At 45.4% G+C, this 24,871-nt stretch carries 19 protein-coding genes and 1 rRNA gene; 11 read left to right on the forward strand and 9 right to left on the reverse strand.

Annotated elements, in window-relative coordinates; genetic code table 11:
• The first annotated feature begins 168 nt into the window (after window positions 1-168).
• Window positions 169-1,071 (forward strand): AraC family transcriptional regulator, encoded by a 903-nt coding sequence (locus E0D71_RS15675; RefSeq protein WP_133004248.1) that lies wholly within the window; start codon window positions 169-171, stop codon window positions 1,069-1,071.
• Window positions 1,072-1,159: 88 nt separating this feature from the next.
• Here E0D71_RS15675 and xylB read toward each other — a convergent pair whose 3' ends face one another.
• Window positions 1,160-2,656 (reverse strand): xylulokinase, encoded by a 1,497-nt coding sequence (gene xylB / locus E0D71_RS15680; protein ID WP_133004249.1) that lies wholly within the window; start codon window positions 2,654-2,656, stop codon window positions 1,160-1,162.
• A gap of 392 nt (window positions 2,657-3,048) precedes the next feature.
• Here xylB and E0D71_RS15685 point away from each other — a divergent pair, with 392 nt between their 5' ends.
• From E0D71_RS15685 to E0D71_RS15695, 3 genes are all read left to right on the forward strand, one after another.
• Window positions 3,049-6,426, forward strand: a complete 3,378-nt coding sequence (locus E0D71_RS15685) for a PAS domain S-box protein (RefSeq protein ID WP_133004250.1) — start codon at window positions 3,049-3,051, stop codon at window positions 6,424-6,426.
• On the forward strand, window positions 6,423-7,430 hold the full coding sequence (locus tag E0D71_RS15690; RefSeq protein ID WP_133004251.1) for an HD domain-containing phosphohydrolase: 1,008 nt from the start codon (window positions 6,423-6,425) through the stop codon (window positions 7,428-7,430). The genes E0D71_RS15685 and E0D71_RS15690 overlap by 4 nt, the downstream gene beginning before the upstream one ends.
• A 152-nt stretch (window positions 7,431-7,582) precedes the next feature.
• Entirely contained in the window at window positions 7,583-8,503 is a 921-nt protein-coding gene (locus E0D71_RS15695) for a folate-binding protein YgfZ (protein WP_133004252.1), read from the forward strand.
• Window positions 8,504-8,552: 49 nt separating this feature from the next.
• Here the strand turns inward: E0D71_RS15695 and ung are convergent, their stop codons facing one another.
• Both ung and E0D71_RS15705 read right to left on the reverse strand, forming a co-directional pair.
• Complete coding sequence (ung, locus tag E0D71_RS15700) at window positions 8,553-9,224, reverse strand: uracil-DNA glycosylase (protein WP_133004253.1); 672 nt, start codon at window positions 9,222-9,224, stop codon at window positions 8,553-8,555.
• 9 nt (window positions 9,225-9,233) lie between these two features.
• Entirely contained in the window at window positions 9,234-10,127 is an 894-nt protein-coding gene (locus E0D71_RS15705) for a choline kinase family protein (protein ID WP_133004254.1), read from the reverse strand.
• 89 nt (window positions 10,128-10,216) lie between these two features.
• Between E0D71_RS15705 and hexR the strand changes: the two genes are divergently transcribed.
• Both hexR and putP read left to right on the forward strand, forming a co-directional pair.
• Window positions 10,217-11,083 carry a transcriptional regulator HexR gene (gene hexR, locus E0D71_RS15710; RefSeq protein WP_133004255.1) on the forward strand — a complete coding sequence of 289 codons (867 nt, stop codon included), beginning with the start codon at window positions 10,217-10,219 and terminating at the stop codon, window positions 11,081-11,083.
• A gap of 407 nt (window positions 11,084-11,490) precedes the next feature.
• Window positions 11,491-12,990 (forward strand): sodium/proline symporter PutP, encoded by a 1,500-nt coding sequence (gene putP / locus E0D71_RS15715; protein ID WP_133004256.1) that lies wholly within the window; start codon window positions 11,491-11,493, stop codon window positions 12,988-12,990.
• A 241-nt stretch (window positions 12,991-13,231) separates the two neighbouring features.
• Here putP and edd read toward each other — a convergent pair whose 3' ends face one another.
• Entirely contained in the window at window positions 13,232-15,046 is a 1,815-nt protein-coding gene (gene edd, locus E0D71_RS15720) for a phosphogluconate dehydratase (protein ID WP_133004257.1), read from the reverse strand.
• A gap of 384 nt (window positions 15,047-15,430) precedes the next feature.
• Between edd and gap the strand changes: the two genes are divergently transcribed.
• The 5 genes from gap (at window position 15,431) to purK (ending at window position 20,222) form a co-directional block, all read left to right on the forward strand.
• Window positions 15,431-16,444: a type I glyceraldehyde-3-phosphate dehydrogenase gene (gene gap / locus E0D71_RS15725; protein WP_133004258.1), complete on the forward strand. Its 1,014-nt coding sequence runs from the start codon at window positions 15,431-15,433 to the stop codon at window positions 16,442-16,444.
• A gap of 82 nt (window positions 16,445-16,526) precedes the next feature.
• Window positions 16,527-17,975: a pyruvate kinase gene (gene pyk / locus E0D71_RS15730; protein ID WP_133004259.1), complete on the forward strand. Its 1,449-nt coding sequence runs from the start codon at window positions 16,527-16,529 to the stop codon at window positions 17,973-17,975.
• Between the two features lie 6 nt (window positions 17,976-17,981).
• Window positions 17,982-18,452, forward strand: coding sequence for a methylglyoxal synthase (locus tag E0D71_RS15735; RefSeq protein WP_133004260.1), 471 nt, complete (start codon window positions 17,982-17,984; stop codon window positions 18,450-18,452).
• Between the two features lie 213 nt (window positions 18,453-18,665).
• The gene (gene purE, locus E0D71_RS15740) at window positions 18,666-19,157 is read left to right on the forward strand and encodes a 5-(carboxyamino)imidazole ribonucleotide mutase (RefSeq protein WP_133004261.1); all 492 of its coding nucleotides are present in this window, start codon (window positions 18,666-18,668) and stop codon (window positions 19,155-19,157) included.
• Window positions 19,158-20,222 (forward strand): 5-(carboxyamino)imidazole ribonucleotide synthase, encoded by a 1,065-nt coding sequence (gene purK, locus E0D71_RS15745; RefSeq protein ID WP_133004262.1) that lies wholly within the window; start codon window positions 19,158-19,160, stop codon window positions 20,220-20,222.
• A gap of 112 nt (window positions 20,223-20,334) precedes the next feature.
• On the opposite strand, the gene E0D71_RS15750 is transcribed toward purK, so the two are convergent.
• The 5 genes from E0D71_RS15750 to rrf form a co-directional block, all read right to left on the reverse strand.
• Window positions 20,335-21,648 carry an MFS transporter gene (locus E0D71_RS15750; protein WP_133004263.1) on the reverse strand — a complete coding sequence of 438 codons (1,314 nt, stop codon included), beginning with the start codon at window positions 21,646-21,648 and terminating at the stop codon, window positions 20,335-20,337.
• 307 nt (window positions 21,649-21,955) lie between these two features.
• Window positions 21,956-22,420, reverse strand: a complete 465-nt coding sequence (locus E0D71_RS15755; RefSeq protein WP_133004264.1) for a GNAT family N-acetyltransferase — start codon at window positions 22,418-22,420, stop codon at window positions 21,956-21,958.
• 181 nt (window positions 22,421-22,601) lie between these two features.
• Window positions 22,602-22,901 carry a DUF1840 family protein gene (locus E0D71_RS15760; protein ID WP_133004265.1) on the reverse strand — a complete coding sequence of 100 codons (300 nt, stop codon included), beginning with the start codon at window positions 22,899-22,901 and terminating at the stop codon, window positions 22,602-22,604.
• A 375-nt stretch (window positions 22,902-23,276) separates the two neighbouring features.
• Complete coding sequence (locus tag E0D71_RS15765) at window positions 23,277-24,242, reverse strand: transposase (RefSeq protein ID WP_133004266.1); 966 nt, start codon at window positions 24,240-24,242, stop codon at window positions 23,277-23,279.
• A 523-nt stretch (window positions 24,243-24,765) separates the two neighbouring features.
• Window positions 24,766-24,871, reverse strand: a 5S ribosomal RNA gene (rrf, locus tag E0D71_RS15770); the annotation flags it as partial.

Genomic DNA, 24,871 nt, shown 5'->3' on the forward strand with positions numbered 1-24,871 from the left:
TAAAGTCGCCCAGCTTCTTTACTCTCTTTTCGCTAAATACGCTTTGCTGAGGCATAATGGTAACTCTGTCAGCCTCAGTAAAATGCACTCAATACTAACGAATGCTTGTAGGCAGCTTTTCTATGCATCATTAAAGCAAGACTTTGATTTTTGTTTTAGGTAAACATTATGTCCACAACAACGAAACGCAACACTCCAGAATACGAACTGGTTGATAATGGCATTGAAACCATTCGTTATTTAGAACACGGCTACCCTAGTGACTTAATACGCTGGCATGCCCACGACGATTACGAACTGCACTTCATTGTTGCCACTTCTGGCAAGGTATTTGTTGGCGACTATATTGGCAACTACAGCCCAGGGCAGTTAATTTTAACGGGGCCAAGATTGCCTCATAACTGGATTTGTCAACACAACCAAGACCCTGTTCAAGTAAGAGATATGGTCATTCGCTTTGATCATGAGTCCTTTTCTAATGGCATGAAAATCATTCCTGAGCTGGCCGAAGTGCTGCCTATGTTGCTAAGGGCAAAATCGGGGATCGAATTCTTTGACCTAGAACTGGATGATCTCAAGAAAACCTTTGAATCCGTGCGTGATAGCAGCGGTTTACAGCGCGTCATCAAGGCTCTCCCTCTGTTAAAAAGGCTGGCTCAGAGTCAAAACTATCGGTTGCTTTCAACCGTGCAGATTGACTTAAAATCCAATGAAGCCTTACAAAGAAAGATCAATACCGTGGTCGATTATGTCTCGCAAAATTACAACCAAGACATCAGCTTATCGAACGCGGCGAACTTAATTAATATGTCAGACAGCCACTTTTCTCGATTCTTCAGAAAGGCGACAGGTAACCGCTTTATCGAGTTCGTTAACCGTGTGCGCATCAGCCGAGCTTGCAATCTACTCACAGAAACAGACCAACAAATTGCCAATATTTGCTTCCAAGTTGGCTTTAATAATGTGGCTAATTTCAACCGACGCTTTCATGAACTCAAAGGCGTTACACCTCGCGATTTTCGTTCACAAAGCAACAAACGTCTGGAAGGGCAAACACTTACTGCCCATTAGACCTGTACTATAGAAAATGAGAAAACATAAAACGGGGAAGTGATGAGCAAAAGCGTCAACGTCCCCGTCTATAGTAAGTGGGCAATAACTAGGTAGGATTCAACAATTCAGATAACGGCTGATTCAAATGCGCCGTAGCCTGATAGAAGGCTTTGTATAAATCGTATTTCTTCTGATAATAGCCCGCTTGCGTGGCGTCTGGCTCATGGCTATCCAACACATCCGGTAACTGGCAATAGGTTTCAATTAAGCTTTCTATCTCTTCGCCTGCTTGCTGTTTATCACCGAGCAATGCCAAACGAGCCGCGCCCAAGCCTGGGCCGACTTCGCCACCATCTCGGTACACCAAACGTTTTGCTAGTACGTTAGACAAGAGTTGACGCCAAAAAGCGGAACGCGCGCCACCGCCAATCAATGACAAATCGGCCACATCACTGCCTGCCAAAGCCAACGCATTCTGGCAATCTAGCAACGAAAAGGCGACGCCTTCTAATACCGCAAGCGTCATATCATCAAGCGTGGTTGCGTTATTCAAGCCGACAAATTGCCCTTGAGCATAAGGGTCATTGTGTGGTGTACGCTCGCCACTTAAATACGGTAGGAAAATAACACTGGTTTGTGTTTTTTCTGAGTGTTCTAACGCTTCCAATAAAGCTTGGACGGAAAGATCCGCTGTTTTTGCTAGCCAAGAGAGCGAGTTCGCGGCACTGAGCGTCACTCCCATTTGATGCCAACGATTTGGCAATGCATGACAAAACGCATGCACGGTATTATCAGGGTTGGCTTTATGGGACTCACTGACAGCAAAATACACACCCGATGTACCTAACGAGAGCAAGCCTTGTCCGGGTCGGGTAATCCCCATACCGACAGCGCCAACAGCATTGTCTCCGCCACCAGCAACCACAGAAATAACGGGCAGTTTTAATTGCTCAGCGACTTCATCAGACAGGCGCCCAATGACATCACAGCCTTCAAATACAGTCGGCATATTCTGTTGTGTTAAGCCTGTCGCGGCCAACAACACATCATCCCATTGTCGCGTTTTCGGATTCAGCCATAAGGTGCCCGCAGCGTCTGAGCAATCTGTAGAAAAAACGCCTGTTAAGCGATAAACCAAATAATCTTTAGGCAACAATACATGGCTTATTTGAGCAAAAATATTTGGCTCATTTTCACGTACCCACTGGACTTTCGGCGCGGTGAATCCTGGCATCACTAAATTGCCAGAGCGCTCAACAAACTCCGGACATTGCGTCATCAAGGTTTGGCACTGGGACTGACTACGACCATCGTTCCATAACATGCACGGTCGTAATATATTGCCTTGAGCATCGAGCAAGGTTGCGCCATGCATCTGCCCTGATAAGCCGATCGCGTTTAATTTACTCAAATCTAAACGCTGCTGAAGTAATTCAATTACCTCCACACAGGCTTGCCACCAAGATAAAGGGTCTTGTTCGGACCAAGTCGGCTGAGGTGTGCTCACGCTCAACTCCGCCGATTCTTGAGCCATCAGATTGCCATTATCATCAATGACAACGCCCTTAAGTCCAGAAGTTCCAAGATCAAGGCCTAAATACATAATTCATTCTTCTCATATTAATCGCATGTTTCAGCGTTTATTTTTATTCTCTCTTAACGCATATTGGAAACACTTTAGTTATGAGTCAATCGTAATTTTACATCCTGCATTTTTCGTACTAAAAATGCATAGAATTCATCAAGTTTACGCACTCAGTTAAGGATAAATCCGTTATAGTAATACCACTTTCTTTTGACTCACCTTCTGGGTTATATCATTCTAGCCTGTTCGCTATTTAAAAAAAGAATGGCTCGTCTAAATATAAATGAATAAACTCTGTACAAGCGATCAGGTTTCACATTTAGAACATAAGTGTTAAACCACATAATATGACGCATTACCTCACTCGTTAAACGCCAGTTGATCCTAAAAGCATAGGTAAAAATACAAGTATGACAGGACTGAATACCTTTTTTATCACGCAAATCATCCCTCAAAGCCAACTTATGGCGGGGCATTATGATTATAAGCTGGTGATACTTTCTATTATTGTTGCCATTGCGGCGTCTTTTTTCACTTTGCACTTTGCGACTGTCGCCCAATACATTCTGTCGCCTACTTATAAAAAAATTGCGCTGTTCTCAGGCTCTTTTATCATGGCGGGTGGTATCTGGAGTATGCACTTTATTGGCATGCTCGCCTTTCAAATGGGGGGCGCCGTAAATTACGACTTAATCCTCACTCTGATCTCCCTACTGCCCAGCCTAATTGCCTCTTATGTCACGTTAAGAATTCTTGCTGATAAACAATCACTCACGCCATTAAAACTCATCATTGGCGGCGCCACAGTGGGAGCAGGCATAGGCGCCATGCATTACATGGGCATGGCGGCAATGGATATGAATGCCACTTTGCTTTATGACCCATTCTGGTTCTTCTTATCGATTGCCATTGCCGTGGCATTGGCCATCATTGCGTTGTCCATCCGCCACTACATCACCAGAACCTGGCCTACTTGGAATCTGCACATCATTAATATTATTAGCGCCGCTATCATGGGGGCGGCCATTTCAGGTATGCACTATGCTGGAATGGAAGGCGCGCGTTTTATTATGCCAGCTGGCCAACATACGATGGGGATAGCAACAAACCAACACGACGGCCTGTCACTGACCATTGCCACCATCACCATATTGTTATCCATCTTGGCAACCAACATCACCTCTCAAATACGCTATCGACAACTGTTTCAGGAAAAAGCGGACAATGAACTGCGTCTGCAAACCACACTAGACACGGCCATTGATGGCATTATTTCTATGGACGCGAAAGGCGTTATTCTTGCGTTTAATAAAGCCGCTGAGCAGATTTTCGGATGGACAGAAAGCGATGTGATTGGCAAACGTATTTCAGTGTTATTGCCAAAGTCGAATAATTTGCACAGCCGGAAGGCCCTCATAAGCTATTTAAAAAATGCGATTCAACAAGGTGAAGGCTCGGATAATGAAATCACGGTACTTCATCGGAATGGGCATATTATCCCTATCCGTCTGGCCATTGGTCGAGTTGATATAGTGGGACAAAAACCCATGTTTGTGGGGTTTGTAACAGACATTTCTACACGCAAAGAAATGGAAGAAAAAATCAAGAAAAGCGAAGAACAATACCGCTCTCTTATTAAAAACATCCCAGGTGTCTCTTTTCGCAGTCTATTCCAACAAAACACACCACCTATATTTATCAGTGATGCGGTAGAACAACTCATCGGCTGGCAAGCTAATGATTTTTATCAAGGGAAAATCTCGGTTGCAGAAGTCATCCACCCTGATGAAGTAGATCGCATACAAGAGACGATTAAAACCGCTATTAATGAACGCCGTTCTTACTCTCTCGAATACCGACTCAAGCACAAAGAAGGCCAGACTATTTGGGTGCTGGAAAACGGCACCATTGTTTTTAATGAAGACAATATTCCAGAATGGATAGACGGTGTCATGCTCGACATTACTGAGCGTGTGGAAATGGAAAGCGCACTGCGCAAAGCAAAAGAAGAAGCCGAAGTGGCGGCTGAAAGTAAGGCCGCCTTCCTTGCCAACATGAGCCATGAAATACGCACACCGATGAACTCCATCATTGGTTTTTCAGATCTGTTGCTCGAAATGAAGAACGAGCCTGAACAGCAAAAATACTTAGATACGATCAGCCAGTCCGCCCGTTCTTTGCTTTATCTACTAAACGACATTTTGGACAGCGCAAAATTAGAAAAGAATAAACTCGAGCTCGACCTTCAGCCTTTTATTCTCTCCGAGCTCGTCGACTCGTCTATTTCTACCTTGTGGCTACAAGCCAAGAACAAAGGCATTTCATTGCAGTTCAACATAGATGATACCCTTGCTATTGCTTATCTGGGGGCCGCAGATCGCATTCGCCAAGTGTTGATCAACTTAATGGGGAACGCCATTAAATTCACCGAGTCAGGTGAAGTCGAGCTAAAGGTTTACCCAATGAAATCTCCTTTCATACGCTTTGAAATAAGCGATACCGGTATCGGTATCGAAGCTGGCCGTTTAGAGAAGATTTTCGACCCTTTCACTCAAGCCGACGCCTCCATGAGCCGACGCTTTGGTGGTACAGGTCTTGGCACCAGTATCTCCAAACAACTGGTCTCGTTAATGGGCGGCACAATACACGCCAAAAGCACCCTAAACATCGGCAGTACCTTTTATTTTGACATCCCTCTTGAGGTGACTGAGCCACCAGCAGAAACTGAAAATAATTCATTAGTGTGCATACCGCCTCAAGATATCTTGGTCGTGGACGATATACCTCAAAATATTACCTTGCTGTCGCACCTTCTTTCTCGTCAGGGACACACAGTGTTTACGGCAAGAGACGGGCTTGAGGCAGTGGAAGCCTATAAATCATTGCACCCCAATTTAATCTTAATGGATTTGCAGATGCCGAAAATGGATGGCGTAACAGCAACGCAGATTATCCGTACTTACGAAAGTAGCCATGCTATAAACAATGTCCCTGTTATTGCTTTAACCGCCAGTGTGTTAATGGAAGATCGCCGTGATGCGAAAAAAGCGGGAATGAATGGCTTTGCGACGAAACCCATTGATCGACTTGCATTAAACAATGAAATGGCTCGTGTGTTAAAAATGACCGATTTACCGTTACAAAGCACGGACAGCAAGGTGGCGTTTTCACCACCCAAACGCAAAGAGATTCATTTTGAAAAGGGGTTAGATTTGTGGGGCGAACGCAAATTGTATATTGAAGAGTTAGAAAAATTCGCCAAACAAAACGCGAGCATTAGCCAAGAACTTAGAACACTACTTGATGACAAACAATATCAAAACCTCAGCCAATCGGCACACGCGATAAAAGGCGTGGCCGCTAATTTAGCGCTGGTTAATTTATCACAACAAGCCGGCAGCGTAGAAAATACAGCGCGTACTAAGGCGCATCTAGATTGTGATGAAAATATCATTAAACTAGAGCGCGCTTTTAGCAATTTCTTAAGTGAATTGTCTCGCTTCAGTGTACCGAGTGAGAAGCAAGCTTCTCTATTAGAAAACGAAGTGAGCGCAGCACACACATTCAATCAAGAAGCGGCTCTGTCTTTGATGGACGAGATCATAACGCTTGCCGAGAGCGGTGAATTAGATGATAACAAGATGACACAATTGATTAACTGCTCTCCTGCGTCCTCTAAAAAAGCCGTGATGCAAGCCATCGATCATTTATCCAACTTTGATTTCGAACAAGGCACAATAGAACTTGTGCAGCTCAAAAAGTCATACACCGAAGGGGAAACTTTATGATACTTGGCGCCATTAACTCCCCGAGAATTTTATTGGTCGACGATGAACCGACAAATCTTAGGGTACTCAAAAAAGTATTAGAGGATAAATATCGCCTTTCTTTTGCCCGTTCAGGAGAAGACGCTTTAAATATCGTCAAAAAAGAGAAAGTCGATCTTATCTTGCTTGATGTTATGATGCCCGAAATGACCGGGTTTGAAGTCTGCGAGAAACTGAAACAGGATCCAGAAACGGCCCATATTCCAGTTATTTTTGTCACCGCATTGCGCGACACTGTAGACGAAGCGAAAGGCTTTGAAATTGGTGCCGTCGACTACATTACCAAGCCCATTACGCCAACCATAGTCTTTGCCAGAGTCAAAACACATCTGTCTTTGATCCAAGCGAACGTACTCAAAGCAACACACATAGATTTAATTCAGCGTCTAGGCCGTGCCGCTGAATACAAAGACAATGAAACAGGCATGCACGTACAACGCGTTAGCCAGTTTGCCAAGATCATGGCCATGGCTTGCGGCTACAATGAACATGTAGCAGATGAACTTATGATGGCGGCGCCTATGCATGATCTGGGTAAAATAGGCATCGCAGACAGTATTCTTCTTAAACCCGGTAAATTAACCGAAGAAGAATATGAAATCATGAAAAACCATACTCATATTGGTGCAGAGATTTTGTCTAATCCAAAATCTCATCTGATTGCTTTGGCGCACTCGGTCGCTATTTCACACCATGAAAAATGGGACGGCAGCGGCTATCCATATGGCTTGTCTGGTGAAGAGATTCCCATCGAAGGACGTATCGTCGCGCTTGTTGATGTGTTCGACGCCCTCACTTCTGAGCGACCTTATAAGAAGGCGTGGTCTATAGAAAAGACCATCGATTATATCAAAGAGCAAAGCGGCAAACATTTTGACCCTTACCTTGTCATGCTACTTATACAGGAGCTTCCTAAGATATTGGTCATCAAAGAAGAGTTTTCAGAAGAGATGCCGGCGAATTAATAAAGCCGCCGTTGAAAACAGAAAAAACAACGCCACTTTAATCCGTAATAGGAGGAACAGATCGTTTAACACAAGCGAGTGTTCCCCTCCTTCACGAGCCTCTCAACACAGTCAATCATGTCGTTTATCTAAACGACTATAGGTTTTGCTCTATGAATACTTTATCTCACTTAGTGACCTCATTACTTGACCAAGACGTCACAGCACCCAATACACAGCTTGGCGTATTACGAATTAATGGCAGCGATGCCGGCAAGTTTCTTCAAGGCCAAGTGTCTTGCGATATGGCAAAGTTGTCTGATGACAAGAGTTTATACGGCGCTATTTGCAGTGTAAAAGGCCGAATCATCAGCAACTTTTTTGTGATTAAAGAGCAAGAAGACATCTTGCTTGTTATGAGTGCTCCCTTGGTTGAGACGGCACTCAATCACTTAAAAAAATACGCCGTATTTTTCAAAGTAACGCTGAGCATGGCAACCGATGAGTTTGCTATTCAAGCGTCCTTTACTGAATCAGATAATCCCCAGACTCCGGACGCTTTAGATGAGTGGCTACCAACCACAATAAGTGACGACGCCATTACCCTGACGATCAGTGAAAGTCCGACACGGGCAAGCCTCTGTTTGCAACGTAATGCCAATGCCTTAGCAGACAATGCGCCTGCGTCACCACAAGCCGAACTCTTGTCTTTGCTTACCGCCAGACCGCTGATCGACGCGGAACACAGCGAAGAGGTGCTACCGCAATGGCTCAATATGCAACGCACTGGTGGTATCAGCTTCACGAAAGGCTGTTACACAGGCCAAGAAATCGTTGCAAGAATGCAATACCGCGGGAAGTCAAAGAAACAATTGGCCCTCTTTACCTGGAAAGGCGATACCGACGTGAGTTCTACATTATTAGACAGCGAAGGCAAAAGCATCGGCAGTGTATTCAAAGCAGCCCGTTACCATGACCTTAATGTGGCGCAAATCATTCTCAATATAGAACCGACTGAGGTAAATGACTTTTTCCTAGGTGAGCAAGCCGTCACCTTAATCCCTCTTCCCTATCGGCTTGAAAATACAAAATAATCCCACAAAAAAGGAGCCCATCGGCTCCTTTTTTAGGCGGGCAATTTGTTTAAACCGGGTCCAATGCCCAATGAATCGGAGTTTTCCCGATACCTTGTAAATAGGCATTGGCTTGCGAAAAGTGGCGGCACCCTAAGAAACCACGATACGCCGACAAGGGCGATGGGTGGACGCTCTCCAAAACACAGTGTTTTTGGCGATCAATATAGCGGCCTTTTTTCTGGGCATACGCGCCCCACAGTAAAAACACGACCCCTTCTTGCTCTTGATTGATCAATTCAATGATTTTATCGGTGAAGGTTTCCCAGCCTTTCTTTTGGTGAGAACCGGCTTTACCGGCTTCCACCGTCAAGACACTGTTTAGCAACAAAACACCTTGCTTTGCCCACTGGTTTAAAAAGCCATGTTCGGCGGGAGGAATCCCCAAATCACTGGTCAATTCTTTATAAATATTCACCAAAGAAGGCGGTACTTTGACCCCAGGCTTAACGGAAAATGACAAGCCATGCGCCTGACCGGCTCCGTGATAAGGGTCTTGCCCTAATATCACCACTTTTACTTTCTCAAACGGGGTTTCTATCAAGGCGTTAAAACAATCGTTGGCCTCTGGATAAATGCATTTCTCTTGTCTCTCAAGCAATAAAAATTGCGTTAAAGCACGCATGTAATCTTTGTCAAATTCACTGGCTAATCGTGATTGCCAACTGGAAGGTAGTGTCATATATCAACTCTAAATTGTGGATTCAGCTATTGGAAAAGGGTTTAAAGTCGGCGTTCCTTTAAATTCATAATAGAAGCCGTGCGCGTCCGGGTCTTCAGACGAGGTTAAATGCTTCAATAACAACCACGCCATTTCCCGTAAAGCGTACGCCAAGCCATATTGTTCTAGGCGCCATAAAGTATCGCCACCCTCTAACGCTGGCTGATAAGCCTGTATCAACACTTGGCGTTGGCTTAACGTTAAATTATGGGAACGAGACACCACAGCAAGATCAAACAAAGGGTCCCCCATGCCAGCGTATTCCCAGTCAATCAACCATAACGCTTGATCGTCTATTAAGAAGTTTTTCGGGTTGGCGTCATTATGGCATAACACTGGAGCTTGCGTCGGGGTAAGCCGATCCAGCGAATCTAGCTGTTTCTTTAAATAGGCATACTCTACGGCCAACTCGGGCCGAACGCTTAAATAGCCGGCGATGCCCTGCAAATAATGCTCGATCACCCGATAAATACAAAACTGATGTTCTACTGGCGGCAATTGATGCGCACTCGCTAATGCCTTCGCTATACGCTCAATATTCTTTGTACTGTGTACCACAGTCCATTCGCAAGAAGGCTGAGGCACAAAGCGGCAGGCAAAAGCCCCCTCGTCATCGTGCCAAAGTAGCTCTGGGGATAAGCGCGCTTGAGCCGCCATAGAGACGACCTGCAATTCGCATTGTCGGTTAATAAAAAAGGCGGATTCATCCAATCCGGGAACTCTTAATACCCATTGAGGCGAACCATCCCAGTCAAGTCGATAGACATGATTTGAAAAACCATCTTCAAAGGATGCCACCTCAATTTTGCTATTTTGGGGTAAAGCCACCACCATTTTGTCGAAATAGCCGGATAAATTAACCATTTTTAATCATTTTATTGCCAGAGTTGTAAGTCGCTGTCAGAATGACCAACACAACTATCCGAGTCAATAGCCAATTTTGAAGCAGATCAATGAATAAACACGAAGACATTATTCGTAAGATACAAGAACGACTGAGCACTTTAAGCAAATCAGAGCGAAAAGTAGCTGAGGCCATTCTTGCCGACCCAAAAACGACCATCCATTCCAGTATTGCAAAATTAGCAGCACGAGCAGAAGTCAGCGAACCAACGGTTAACCGCTTCTGTCGCAGCTTGATTGGAAGTGGCTTCCCTGATTTTAAAGTGTCCTTGGCTCAAAGCTTAGCAACAGGTACACCTTACGTTAACTTAAACGTAGAACCAGACGATGCACCCGGAGCGGTCACCAGTAAAATTTTTGAAGCCGCAAAGAATAATCTAACGCGCGCCCAAGAGATTTTACCTGAATCTCTTATCAGCCGTGCCGTGGATGTGCTTGCCCAAGCTCGCCGTATTGAGTTTTACGGTTTAGGTGCATCAGGCCCTGTTGCGAAAGACGCTCACCATAAGTTTTTCCGCTTAAACATGCCGGTTGTTGCCTACACCGACATTTTAGTACAGCGCATGGCGGCAGCGGGAACACACCCAGGCGATGCAGTGGTCATTATCTCTTATACAGGGAGAACATTGCCGCTCATTGAGACTGCTCGTGTCGCTCGTGAAGCGGGGGCAACCGTCATAGGTATCACGAACCCGGATTCCCCTCTGACCGAACATTGCTCAATTGTGCTACCCATTGAAGAAACAGAAGACACCGACATTTATACGCCAATGAGCTCACGTATCGTCTACTTAACCTTGATCGATGCCCTAGCGACCGGTGTTCTATTAAAACGTGGCCCAGAGTTCAATGCTCACCTCAGAAAACTGAAGTTGAGCGTGCAAGATACTCGGCTACCAAAAGTAGAAAAAAAATAAGTCCACGAACTTACAGTAAAAATACAAAAGGCACCTAAGGTGCCTTTTTAGATTTTGACACTTTTTTGACAAGCATTTATCGTTTTTCGCCCCACCTCCAGATTTTTTTGCAACTTTGCCAGAGTTTTTTGAAAGATAATCCGCGTATACATACCTAGAATGCTCAACCTAGTTATGAACTGTGCTAAAAATGGTCAAAATAAAATATACTTGACCATGTGCTTTTAGATCATATTTCAGAGACTTGAACGTTTAAAAATTATAATTATTCGATGCGAATGGGTGGAAGCCTGCTTCTACCAATACATTGCTTAGGTCTTTCATCAAACTAATACTACCCAAGAGTATTGAAACACTCGATGTTAGTACCGTCGCATCCAAATGAATTTATCGACTAGGGAACTACAATGATTGAGAACACTAGCTACGCGATAAGCTTTACGTTTTTAGCTTATCTAATTGTTATGCTTGGTATTGGGCTTTACGCTTACAAGCTTACTTCTAATGCAGAAGATTACTTCCTTGGAGGTCGCTCACTGGGACCTTGGCCTACAGCGATTTCTGCTGGTGCATCTGACATGAGTGGCTGGTTGCTTCTTGGTCTGCCTGGCTACGCATTCGCCTCTGGTATGGAATCTATTTGGCTGGGTGGCGGTTTGCTAGTCGGCACTTGGTTGAACTGGTTGTTGTGTGCAAAACGTTTGCGTACATACAGTATTAAAGCGGAAAACTCTCTAACGATTCCTCACTTCCTTGCGACTCGTTTTCAAGATAAATCCAAACTTATCCAAACCATTTCAGCGGCTTTCATCCTACTATTCTTCTTGTTTTACACAAGTTCAGGTCTAGTAGCTGGCGGTAAATTGTTTGAAACTGTTTTCCACCTTGATTACACCTACGCGGTTGTTATCGGTACTGTGTGTGTTGTTTCCTACACTTTATTTGGTGGTTTCCTAGCGGTTGCTTGGACTGACCTTGTACAAGGCCTGATGATGGCTGCGGCATTGATGATAGTACCGGTTGTTGCGCTTGATGGTAGCTGGTCTGAATTGCCAGCAACATTGGCTGCGAAAAACCCTGAACTATTAGACATCTGGACTAACGTGAAAGGCGAGCCTTTGTCTTTGATCGGTATCGTGTCTCTTGTTGCTTGGGGCCTAGGTTACTTCGGTCAGCCTCATATCTTAGCTCGCTTTAAAGCGTCTCGTTCTAACAAAGACATCAAAACAGCACGTCGCATCGCTGTGATTTGGACTGTTTTATGTATGGCTGGTGCATTGGCTATCGGTCTATCTGGTATCGTTTATGTTGATAATCACATGGGTGGCACACTTGCTGACCCTGAGAAAATCTTCATGATCATGGTTAACGCCGTCTTCCACCCTGTTGTTGCTGGTATTCTACTTGCTGCTATCCTAGCGGCGATCATGAGTACTGCGGATTCTCAACTACTTGTTTCTTCTTCTGCATTGGCTGAAGATTTCTACAAACAGTTGATTAACAAAAACGCAACGCAAAAAGAAATCGTTAACGTTGGTCGCTTTGCCGTTGTTGCCATCTCTATTATTGCTTTGGTCTTAGCATTGAATCCAAACAGCTCTGTATTAGGCCTAGTGTCTTACGCTTGGGCAGGTTTCGGTGCCGCATTTGGCCCAGCAATCCTATTGAGCTTGTTCTGGCGTAACATGAACCGCAACGGTGCCCTTGCTGGTATCATTGTTGGTGGTGTGACTATCGTTGTTTGGAAACAGCTTCACGGCGGCATTTTCGATCTATACGAAATCGTCCCTGGATTCCTCTTCTCAACCATTGCTATCGTCATCTTTAGTGTGATGGGTGGAGCGCCTGAGAAGAAAGTAACAGACAAGTTCGATGAGTACACTGAAGCATTGGACACTATGGAGTAAGCACTTCCTCTCCATAATACGAAGCCCAGTTCAATCCTTTGAACTGGGCTTTTTTTATCACTCTCATTTCTCCTTACCTCCAACCTCAAGCCTTTTTCTGAAGCGCCGCAACACCCTCCTCTCATACCGCCACTTAACCATTCCGCTTGGCTACTCATTATTAGTGCATAAAAAAAGGGCTTGCAAAGCAAGCCCTAAACACCATTACTAACAAACGTTAGTAGTCAGAGGAAACCATCAATTAGTCGTTAAACAAGCTACAAGCACCTTGTTCAGCACCGCTCACGAGAGCACGCTGAGCGCTAAATAGCTCACGCCCCATACCTTGGTAGGAGCCAGTTAAATCTTGTTGAGCTGCGCTACGAGACGCCAGCTCTTCATCGGAAATAAGCACAGAGATAGTGCCTTCTACCGCATCTAGGCGGATCAGGTCACCTTCTTGGATTTTAGCAATCAAACCACCAGCAACCGCCTCAGGTGTAAGGTGAATCGCGGCTGGTACTTTGCCAGAGGCACCCGACATGCGGCCATCCGTTACCAAAGCGACTTTATAGCCCTTGTCTTGCAGGTTAACTAAATAAGGGGTGAGTTTATGCAACTCAGGCATGCCAATTGCTTTGGGGCCTTGGAAGCGAACCACGGCAATGCAATCGCGCTCTAGCTCACCATTAGAAATCGCCGCAGCCAAATCATTTTGACTATGGAATACCACCGCTGGCGCTTCAACAATTCGATTTTCTTCTGCAACAGCAGAGACTTTAATGACCGCGCGGCCCAAGTTACCTTTTAGCAAGGACAAACCGCCCTCTTTGCTGAACGGGTCTTCGATTGGACGGACAACGTCTAGATCCAAACTTTCCTCAGTGCCATCACGCCACACAACCTTATCGCCTTCTAAGAAAGGCTCTTTGGTGTAATGCGTCAAACCTTTACCCACAATGGTCATCACATCTTCATGCAACAAACCACCTTTTAGCAACTGCTTAACCAAGAAAGCCATGCCGCCTGCGGCGTGGAAATGGTTGATGTCCGCTTGGCCATTCGGATAAATACGCGTCAATAAAGGAACCACTTTAGACAGGGCGGCAAAATCATCCCAAGTCACAATGATGCCAGCGGCACGAGCAAACGCGACAATGTGCATCGTATGGTTAGTAGAGCCACCAGTCGCCAATAGGCCGACAATGGCATTCACAATGCTGCGCTCATCAACAACTTCGTACAAAGGACGGTAATCACGGCCTAAAGAGGTGATTTTTGTCGCCAATTGCGCGGTGTGTTTCGTCAGTGCGCCACGTAATTCATCATTCGGGTTCACAAACGATGACCCTGGTAACTGTAGCCCCATCATTTCGACAAGCAACTGGTTAGAGTTTGCTGTGCCGTAGAAGGTACAAGTCCCTGCACTGTGGTAAGACGCAGACTCAGCTTCAAGCAACTCTTCACGGTTGGCTTGGCCTTGGGCATAACGCTGACGCACGGCAGATTTTTCTGCATTAGAAATACCTGAGTGCATTGGGCCTGCAGGCACAAACAAGGCTGGTAAGTGACCAAAACGAAGGGCTGCAATCAGTAGGCCTGGTACAATCTTGTCACAGATGCCTAAATACAAAGCGGCATCAAACATATTATGAGATAAAGCAATCGCTGCCCCTTGCGCGATGTTGTCGCGACTAAAGAGGCTCAATTCCATACCATCTTGCCCTTGTGTCACGCCATCGCACATTGCTGGCACGCCGCCCGCAAATTGCGCCACACTGCCCATTTCGGCAACGGCTTTACGGATTTGATCAGGGTAGTTTTCGTAAGGTTGGTGCGCAGATAGCATGTCGTTATAAGAAGAGATGATGCCAATGTTCGCCTCTTCCATTAATGTTAGCTTCTGCTTATCAGTCGGCTGACAGGCTGCAAAACCATGAGCTAGATTACCGCAAGATAAAGTACCTCGATGAGGGCCTTGCTCTTGTGCTTTCTTCATATCGGATAAGTATTGAGTACGCAAAGACTGGCTGCGCTCAATGATGGCTTCAGTTACTTTCGTAACGATAGGGTTCATACTTTACTCCGTTTCTACAGCAGTCACTGCCCGACTGACCTGAAATCATTTTTTGTAATATTACTACATTTTTAAAAAAAATCATCCTAAAAAACCATAAAAATCGCGGATGAGAATAAAATATTGTAATTAATTTACATAAAAAGCCCCAAAAACTCTTTTTTTCCTTTAAAATATCATCCATCAGTAACATTTTTTATTGTATGATCTTAAAAACACACTGCAGACGCGTATTTTTTAATCAATAACCGCCTATTTCATGCGCTATCCTTGCTTGAAAATCACGTTATGTAGTATTTTTACGTCAAAGAATACATTTATCCATTTGTCTTTCTCTTAAGAGGAGTAAGAGCAAATGGAGTTTCACGATATTTAGAGGTGAGTATGACTATTAAAGTAGCAATCAACGGATACGGACGTATTGGACGCAATACACTTAGAGCGCTATATGAATCAGGCAAGCGCGATCAAATTCAAGTGGTCGCAATTAATGACCTTGGCGATTCTAAAACCAACGCTCACCTGACTAAATACGACACAGTGCACGGCCGTTTCAATGGCGAAGTTACCTTTGACGACGAAGCTCTGTATGTTAACTCTGATAAAATTCGCACTTTCTCTGAGCGTAACCCTGCAGACCTTCCTTGGGCAGAGTTAGGCGTAGACGTTGTCTATGAATGTACTGGTTTCTTCACGACAAAAGAAAAAGCCAGCGCACACATTACTGCCGGCGCTAAAAAAGTCATCATTTCTGCACCAGGTAAAGAAGTAGACGCTACCGTCGTTTACGGGGTAAACCAAGATGTATTGACCTCTGACATGACGGTCATCTCTAATGCATCTTGTACCACCAACTGCCTAGCCCCTATCGCTAAACCACTAAGCGACAAGCTTGGTATTGAAAGTGGCTTAATGACAACCATCCACTCTTACACCAACGATCAGCGTCTATCGGATGTATACCACGACGATCTATACCGTGCTCGTGCCGCAGCAATGAACATGATTCCTAGTAAAACAGGTGCTGCCGCGGCTGTTGGCCTAGTGGTTCCTGAGCTAGTTGGTAAATTTGACGGCATGGCGGTTCGCGTTCCAACAATCAACGTATCGCTTGTTGATTTGACCTTCTTAGCACCACGCGAAACGACAGTAGAAGAAGTTAACCAAATCATTGAAGACGCAGTAAAAGCGGATCCAATTTTGGCGCAAGTGCTGCATGTCAATCATGAGCCATTAGTGTCTAGCGACTTTAACCATAATGATTACACTTCCAACTTTGATGCGACACAAACCCGCGTTCAAGGCAAATTGGTAAAAGTCATGGCGTGGTATGACAACGAATGGGGCTTCTCTAACCGTATGTTAGACAATACCATCGCATTAATGAGCGCTAAATAATCATTATTAACAAAGGCTGCTGACGCGGCCTTTGTCCTATCTTATACTCAGTCACACGCTTTCTAATGTTTGGTAATCTATCATGACTCGTAGAACAAAAATCGTTGCAACACTTGGTCCTGCTTCTAGCTCTCCTGAAATGATCGAAAAATTGATCCTTGCTGGTGCCAATGTTTTCCGTCTTAATTTTTCCCATGGACAACCAGAAGATCACATCGATCGCGCCAACGTTGTTCGTGCTATGGCGGAAAAAAATGGCCGTCATGTTGCTATCCTTGGCGACCTACAAGGTCCTAAAATCCGTATCGCTCGCTTTAAAGACACAAAAGTAGAACTAGCAGACGGCGCAACCTTCATTCTTGATGTGGGTTTTGATAAAAACAACGGCGATGAAACTCGTGTCGGAATCGACTACCCACAATTAGCAAAAGACTCTCAACCAGGTAATATTTTGTTACTTGATGATGGCCGAGTTGTACTTGAAGTCCTTGAAGTAAAAGGCTTAGAAGTTATCACTAAAGTCATCGTTGGTGGCGCCTTATCAAACAACAAGGGCATCAACCGCCAAGGTGGTGGCTTGTCTGCTGCAGCATTAACGGAAAAAGACAAAGAAGACATCAAAACAGCCGCCGCATTAAAGGCGGATTACCTTGCTGTCTCTTTCCCACGCAGTGCGGCGGATCTTCATGAAGCGCGCGCATTGGCCGAAGCCGCTGGCCTGAAAGCGGGTATCGTTTCTAAAGTTGAACGAGCTGAAGCCGTTGCAGACAATGAAACATTGGACGCTATCATCCTAGCTTCTGATGCTGTCATGGTTGCGCGTGGTGACCTGGGTGTCGAAATCGGCGATGCTGAGCTTATCGGCGTACAAAAGCACATGATCAAACGTTGCCGTCAATTGAACCGCCCAGTTATTACGGCGACACAAATGATGGAAACCATGATCACCAGCGCTATGCCAACCCGTGCTGAGGTTTTTGATGTAGCAAACGCGGTATTAGACGGAACAGATGCGGTTATGTTGTCTGCTGAAACAGCGGCGGGTGCGTACCCTGAAGAAGTCATTCAAACTATGAACCGTGTTTGTTTGGGCGCAGAGAAACAACCTGCGATCAACCGCTCTAAACACCGTATCGATGTGACTTTTACGAACATTGATGAAACCATTGCTATGTCAGCTATGTACGCTGCCAACCATTTGGAAGGTGTTAAAGCGATCATTAGTTTGACCGAGTCAGGCACAACGCCATTGTTAATGTCTCGCATTAGTTCTGGTTTGCCTATTTATGCTCTATCACCAAACCAAGCAACACTAAACAAAGTCAACCTGTACCGTGGTGTTACTCCAGTGTCGTTCTCTTCTAAAGAATTCAACATTGAAACCATCGTAAAAGGCCTTGTTGATCACGTTAAATCCTTGGGCTTAATCAACGATGGCGACCTTGTTATCGTAACCAAAGGTGATCACCTAGTCAGTCATGGCACAACCAACATGATGAAAATTGTAAAAGTTGGCGAAACAGAGGAATAATCTACTGTGGCAAACAAAGTCTTGCTGAAAAAAACCGTCACGACACCAGTGCGTAAAAACGTCGCTCTGGTGGCGCATGACAACATGAAGCCAGAACTTATTGAGTGGGCTGAGAAGCACAAAGAAAAGCTCATCAAGCACAACTTAATGGCCACTGGGACCACCGGAAACTTAATGCAGAAGCAGTTAAAGGTTCCGGTTCAAGCGCTTATTAGCGGTCCCCTTGGTGGCGATCAGCAGTTAGGTGGGTTAATCGCGGAAGGTAAAATTGATGTCCTCATCTTTTTTTGGGACCCCTTTGAACCTATGCCCCATGACCCCGATATAAAGGCTTTGTTACGTGTTGCAGCGGTCTGGAATATTCCCATCGCCTGCAGCGTGTCTTCTGCTAACTTCTTAATCTCTTCGCCACTTTTTGATAGTGAGTTTGAGCGCAGAGTGCCAGATTATGACCAATACCTAAAAGAGCGACTTTAAGTCGCTCTTTTTTTGCCGCGCTGTTTTCTTCATCTCACCAGCAATGGCCGCAATACCCTCGCTGTTTTCCTCAAAATCGGCTATATTATCGCCCAATTAATCTCGCTTCATTCACGTGATAGGCCACGTAATGACAAGCGACTCTATTTCACCCATCAACGTAACTCTGCCCCTCTGCACACCACGTTGAAAACCGCCAGCAGGAGAATTGTTTTGCAAGCAAAAGTAGCCCTTATTATGGGATCGAAAAGTGACTGGGCCACCATGGAAAGTGCCGCTGAAATAATGGACATACTTGGCGTGAGTTATCACGTTGAAGTGGTTTCGGCTCACAGAACACCAGTGAAACTCACAGAGTTTGCAGAACAAGCTGCGGAAAAAGGATTTCAAGTCATTATTGGTGGCGCCGGCGGCGCCGCGCATTTACCTGGCATGGTTGCAGCGCATACGCGTCTGCCTGTTCTAGGTGTGCCAGTACAAAGTAAAGCGCTCAACGGCATGGACAGCTTACTGTCCATCGCTCAAATGCCTAAAGGCGTGGCGGTTGGCACATTGGCCATAGGTACTGCTGGTGCTTTTAATGCTGGCCTATTGGCTTGTCAGATTCTTGCGAACTCTGACCCAGAATTGGCTAAAAAAATCGATGCGTTCCGTACTCAACAAACGGAAACTGTTCTTGCTAACCCTGATCCTCGCGAGGCCTAAATGTCAACTTTATGGGTATTAGGTGCTGGACAACTTGGCGCCATGCTAAAACAAGCAGGCACTCCGCTCGGTCTTGATGTTCGCCCTGTCGACATTGAAGCAACCGACGAGTTACCACTGCAAGCCGACGACATAGTCACTGCGGAACGCGAAGAGTGGCCAGAGACTGTTGCCACAAAGCAGCTGGCCACACACAAGAACTTTGTTAACTTGGCAACCTTCCCTCAACTGGCCGATCGCTTGACGCAAAAACAATGGCTAGACCGCCTTGAGCTTGCGACTGCGCCTTGGTTTCCAGTAGAGCAAGACTCGACTGCCGACTACGCGTATCAGACCTTAGGCGAGCGCGTACTCATGAAACGCCGTCGTGGCGGTTACGATGGCAAAGGACAATACTGGCTTAAGCAAGCCGAACAATCGGAAATCCCTGATGACTGGAAAGGCCACGCGATCGCAGAGCAAGCCATAAACTTTGATGAAGAAGTTTCCTTGGTCGGTGTGCGTGGCAAAGACGGTCAAAAGTACTTTTATCCACTGACTCTAAACTTGCACATCAATGGCATTTTATACGCCTCTATTTCACCGTTGAAACGCCTTGATCAGTACCAGAGTACCGCTGAAGCTATGCTAGGCAAATTAATGGACGCTTTAGATTATGTTGGCGTTATGGCGATGGAATGTTTCCGTGTCGGAGATGAGCTACTTATTAATGAACTTGCTCCACGCGTTCATAACAGTGGCCACTGGACCCAAGCTGGCAGCAATGTTTGTCAGTTTGAAAACCACGTTCGCGCAGTAACAGGCTTGCCTCTTGTTGAAGCAGAAATCAAAAACCAAAGCATGATGGTAAACCTTATTGGTGTCGACCTTGATTACCAGTGGTTAAACATCAAGAGCCTAGAACTGTATTGGTATCAAAAAGACGTTAGACCCGGTCGTAAAGTAGGGCATCTAAACTTCTGTACAGGTAATCTAGAGGTGCTCAATACAGCCCTTAATAGCCTTACAATGCCAGCGCCCTACCCTGAAGCTATCGCATGGCTGAAAGCAAATTTACCGTCCTAATCGCTAAGGGTCATTCCTTGCGATAAAAAAAACCGCATCAAGCGACTTACGACGTCAGCGGATGCGGTTTTTTATTGTCTCGGTGTTAACGGACTCGATTGTTAGGGATTGCTTAGGCTTCTGGTAAGCGCATCGCCATCAACACCCCAACGATCGCCATAACAGAAAAAACCAGCACCAAACCTTCTATTGATATCACCTGGGTTAGCGTGCCAATCAAGCTCATCAACAGCAACATAACGCCAATCACAGTATTACTCACCGCCACATAACTGGTGCGTTTATTACCATCCGCTAAATCCACTAGATAGGTTTTTCGACCCACTCGAACGCCCTGATGGGCAATGGTAAGCAGAAAATACAAAACTGGTAACAGCAAAATATTATTAAACAAAGCGGGCTGAAGGTAGGAAATAGCAAACAATACAAAACCAACAACCGAGCTTAAAGCACAAGCAACCATCATGACTTTCTTGCTAGAGCGGTCCGAGAAGCGCCCCCAAAAAGGCGCAGACACAAGAGAGGCAAGGCCGCTAGCAAACAAAAACATGGCCAGTACCCATACGTCGCCACCCAGTTTTTGCTGAGCCAACACCACGTAATAAGGGGCGCTCAGAGCCGTACAAAGAAACAAGGACCGGGTGAAAACAAATAAACGAAACGCTCTATCTGTTTTCAATAAGCTAAGCTGCTTCAAGGCTTCCAATAAGCCATTGCGACCACCATCAACCTCGCCTGGAAATTCCACCACCTGAGAGTAAACCGCCGCGCCAATCAGCCAAACCATGGCCGCTGCCACCAAACAAGAGCCATAAATAACAGGACTCGCCTCAAATTCCGTAAAAGCACTAAGCATCATTACAATCGCTATGCCCACGGTAACCAAGCCCGCAACGCTTGCAGACCAACCCGTCACCTGACCACGCTGGCTTTTAGGCACTGTTTTGCCCAATACATCTTTTGACGCGACTGAACTCAGCCCTCTCGCTAAGCTAAAAACAACCAGACAGAGCATAATTAGCCAGCCCGCTAGCGCGCCATTAAACGCCACAGCAATAAGACCAATCGCCACAATACTCAGCGACTGAATCACACTGCCAACAATCCAGACCCATTTTCGAATAGGCAACTTACGAATAACACTCGCGATCGCGAGTTGTGGTAATAAAGACCCTGATTCACGAATCGGCACCAACCACCCTAGTAAATAGGCTGGCGCCCCGACACTTTGTAAAATCCATGGCAAGGTCACTTTAGGGTTAATAATAGCGTCCCCTAAGTTGGTAAAAAATTGCGCAATGATCAGCTTTATAAAATTACCTGGGACCTGTTTGCACGCGGAGTCTTCTATCTTCTCACACGCCCTCGCATCTTCTTCATTGGCAATTTTTTCATACACAGACCCAAGAAGACCTTTATCCGACATACATACTCCACAGAAAGTAATTCGCTCAATTCATTTGAAAACCAGATAATGAAATTTTACCACCTCTGATGAAATATTGCGTAGCAGTCCATCACAGGAGCGATAGAAAAAACAACCTGTGATCAGGCAGTGATATTGATATGGGAATAAGTGCTCAGGAAATAGTTGGAATGAGTGTTTGGCGTCGTCAGGCCAGAAACAAAAAAACCTGCTGTGCAGTAACGTCTTTTTTATGACGACTTTAGTGTCTCTCGCCATCGTAATGGGCTTCATTAGACCTAGCGTTGCAAATACAGATTGGCGAATGCTAGCAAACTTTTTCCATAATAAAGTTTCTCAGGTTTTGTCCTCGAACCTTCACTTCTTGCTCTTTAATAACCGTAAAGCCAAAGTACTCAAAAAATGGCCGAGCAGTAATACTGACCTCAGATCGAAACTTGTGAATGCCTCGCGATTCCCCAACGCTAAACACCTGCTCCATAAGGCAACGAGCAACACCTTTACCTTGGTAATCATGATGACAAAAGAAATGATCGATTAAACCGTTTTTTTGAAGGTCGGCGTAACCAACCATTACACCTCCTATTTCGGCAATAAAAGGAGAAATAGAATCCATCTTTTGCTGCCATACCTCAGAGTCAAAATTATCCGGCGCCCATGCTTCTACTTGAGCTCGAGAATAGTCACGCGCATTTACACGACGAACTGTATGATAAAAAAGTTCATACAAGGTCTGCGCGTCTGATTGCTCATACTCTCTAATTTGGATCATGCTATTTTTACCGCTATGCTGATTTAGCTAAGCTCCCATCAAGCACCACAGGGTGAACTTAGCACATGCTGGGATTGCGTATTGTTATACACCTAATCACCCAAAATTCAGGCTATCTTCCCTAACCCATCACAAGAGGATAAGCACGCTCATGTTTTGACATGCCTGTCCTATAGAATTATTAGTCTGGACGCCACATTACATAACCATCAGCATCGCAGGCTCGACGTAGCATCGCTATTAGTGGCGCAGCACGGACTGATAGCGCTACCTCTTCCGATTCATCTGGGTTAGCACCAGCGGCTTTCTCCTTCTCATGTGTAATAGCCAAAGCCAAATGATCCAAAGCAGAGGTCAAGGCTTCGCCACTGACTGCCCCTTCTGTACTGCCACTCTGACCCATCATGGTAAGCAATTGATTGGCGACACTATCAAACATAACAAAACTCGCCGACTCTTCACTGTAAAACTTGATCAACATATAAGCGACCTCCTTAAGGAAAAATCAAGACAGGCACACCATAAAGTCAATAAAATCAATCTATTGAGTGCCCTAGCGAAACATATGCATTGTTCGCATATTAAAATATACAGGATAAAGACAAGTAAGCGAGACTAAATACTAATCAGGCGAGTAGCTGAGCACTTTTTCGATTGCGTCTGCGATGGTGCGATTCGCAGTACTGGTCATGGACGATCCCTACCCGAAAACGCTTCCACTTCGGCTTCGAATAATCAAGACAGGCACGCCATAAAGCCTATAAAATCAAGCTATTGAGAGTCCTAACGGAACATAATCATTGCTCGTATATTAAAAAATACCGAATAAAAACAAGTAATCGAAACTAAATAATAATCAGGCGAGTCGCTGAGCGCTTTTTCGATTGCGCCTGCGATGGTGCGATTCGCAGTACTGGTCAATGAACGATGCCTGCCCGACGACTTTTCCTGTTCTGGCTTCGAACTCGGTTGCAATACACATCCAATTGTCAGATGAAATATTCAATCGCTGTAGGATGGGAAGCAAGGATGCATCAATCGAGCCTTTTTTGCCTTCTTTCACTATGCGTCCTGTCATATCGACTAGCTCTAAATAATCTGCGAGTTTAAAAGGCAAACCGTTGGGCATGCCTTTTCGTGGATGACCGACAAAAGGGTGCAGCGTCTTGGGCTGGCTGTTTTCTTTCACGGCAAGCACGCGCTTCTTGATGCTGGTGAAATCGGAGCTTTCTGGAGTGTCACTAATACCCGACCTGACTGGATTTAAATCCACATAGGCCATGCAAGCGATCAGCGCCGCTTCGTCCAATAAAGCCTGGGATTTAAAGCGCCCTTCCCAGAAATGGCCTGTGCATTCGTCTTCTAGATTGGCTCGCCGTGCAATCGGCTCGTTAAGTTCTTTCATAAACCAGCTAATGTCTATTAAGCGTGCTCGGTAGGTTTCTGCCGCCGCTTCTGCGAGCGTAATAACATACGCTGGTAGAGTACCACCCTGCAGGTATCGCTGAGTAAAGGTCGTGCCTTTATGAAGCTTATGCCAACGCTCTAACACCTCCACGACAGACCAGTTTTTCACAGTCTCTGAATCGATATGCAGCACAACATGAAGATGGTTACTCATCACCGCATAGGCACACACATCGATCGAAAAGACACTGGCGAGGAACAGCAAACGATGCTCCACCCAGCTTCGTCGATGTTCGTAGCTCGCACCTGTAAATGGATCTTCACCGCACAAAAAAGCACGACGCACACATCGGGCCACGCAGTGGTAATAAGGGGTATCGTCTAAGCATACCTGCTGACTTCTGGGCATTGGCATAATCTCGTTCCTCTTCCTTGAGAAAACAAAAATTAAGTATAGAAGAAGTCTGAAAAATAAACCGAAAAGAGCGGTAAGCACCGTGGTTACTGGCTTTTTCGTATGCCTGTCTTAAAAAATATTAGAGCTGAAAGGGGTCAGATCCCTTTAAACAGAAGAGCAAGAAACGGCCGCTCTACTGAAGTACGACTAGGGTCAGAGCCCTTAAACAGCAAGTGATGTGGTTAGTTGGACGCTGTGCGACTTTTTAAGGGGTCTGACCCTGCACATCTGGCGTGATTAATCTCGATAAAAACATAAAGCACTGTATTCATTAACTTTTATATATGCCTATCTTGATTAGAGCAGTGTGAGAGGTTCTTGTTTTACCGTATCTTTAGAGAGCCGCTGACGCGTCGAGGAACGGCTCTTTAGAAAGTGATGGCGCAAGCAAATGGAAGAACAAGAAATTCTGTTTAAACTACAACGCTAGAACGAAAAAACCCCACCCTGCGTAGCAGGATGGGGCTTCTCTTAATTATAAGCTTGACGACGACCTACTCTCACATGGGATCCCCCACACTACCATCGGCGATGACGCTTTTCACTTCTGAGTTCGGGATGGGATCAGGTGGTTCAACGTCTCTATG

It is taken from the genome of Marinomonas sp. KMM3893 (assembly GCF_004352855.1).
Classification (GTDB): Bacteria; Pseudomonadota; Gammaproteobacteria; order Pseudomonadales; family Marinomonadaceae; genus Marinomonas; species Marinomonas arenicola.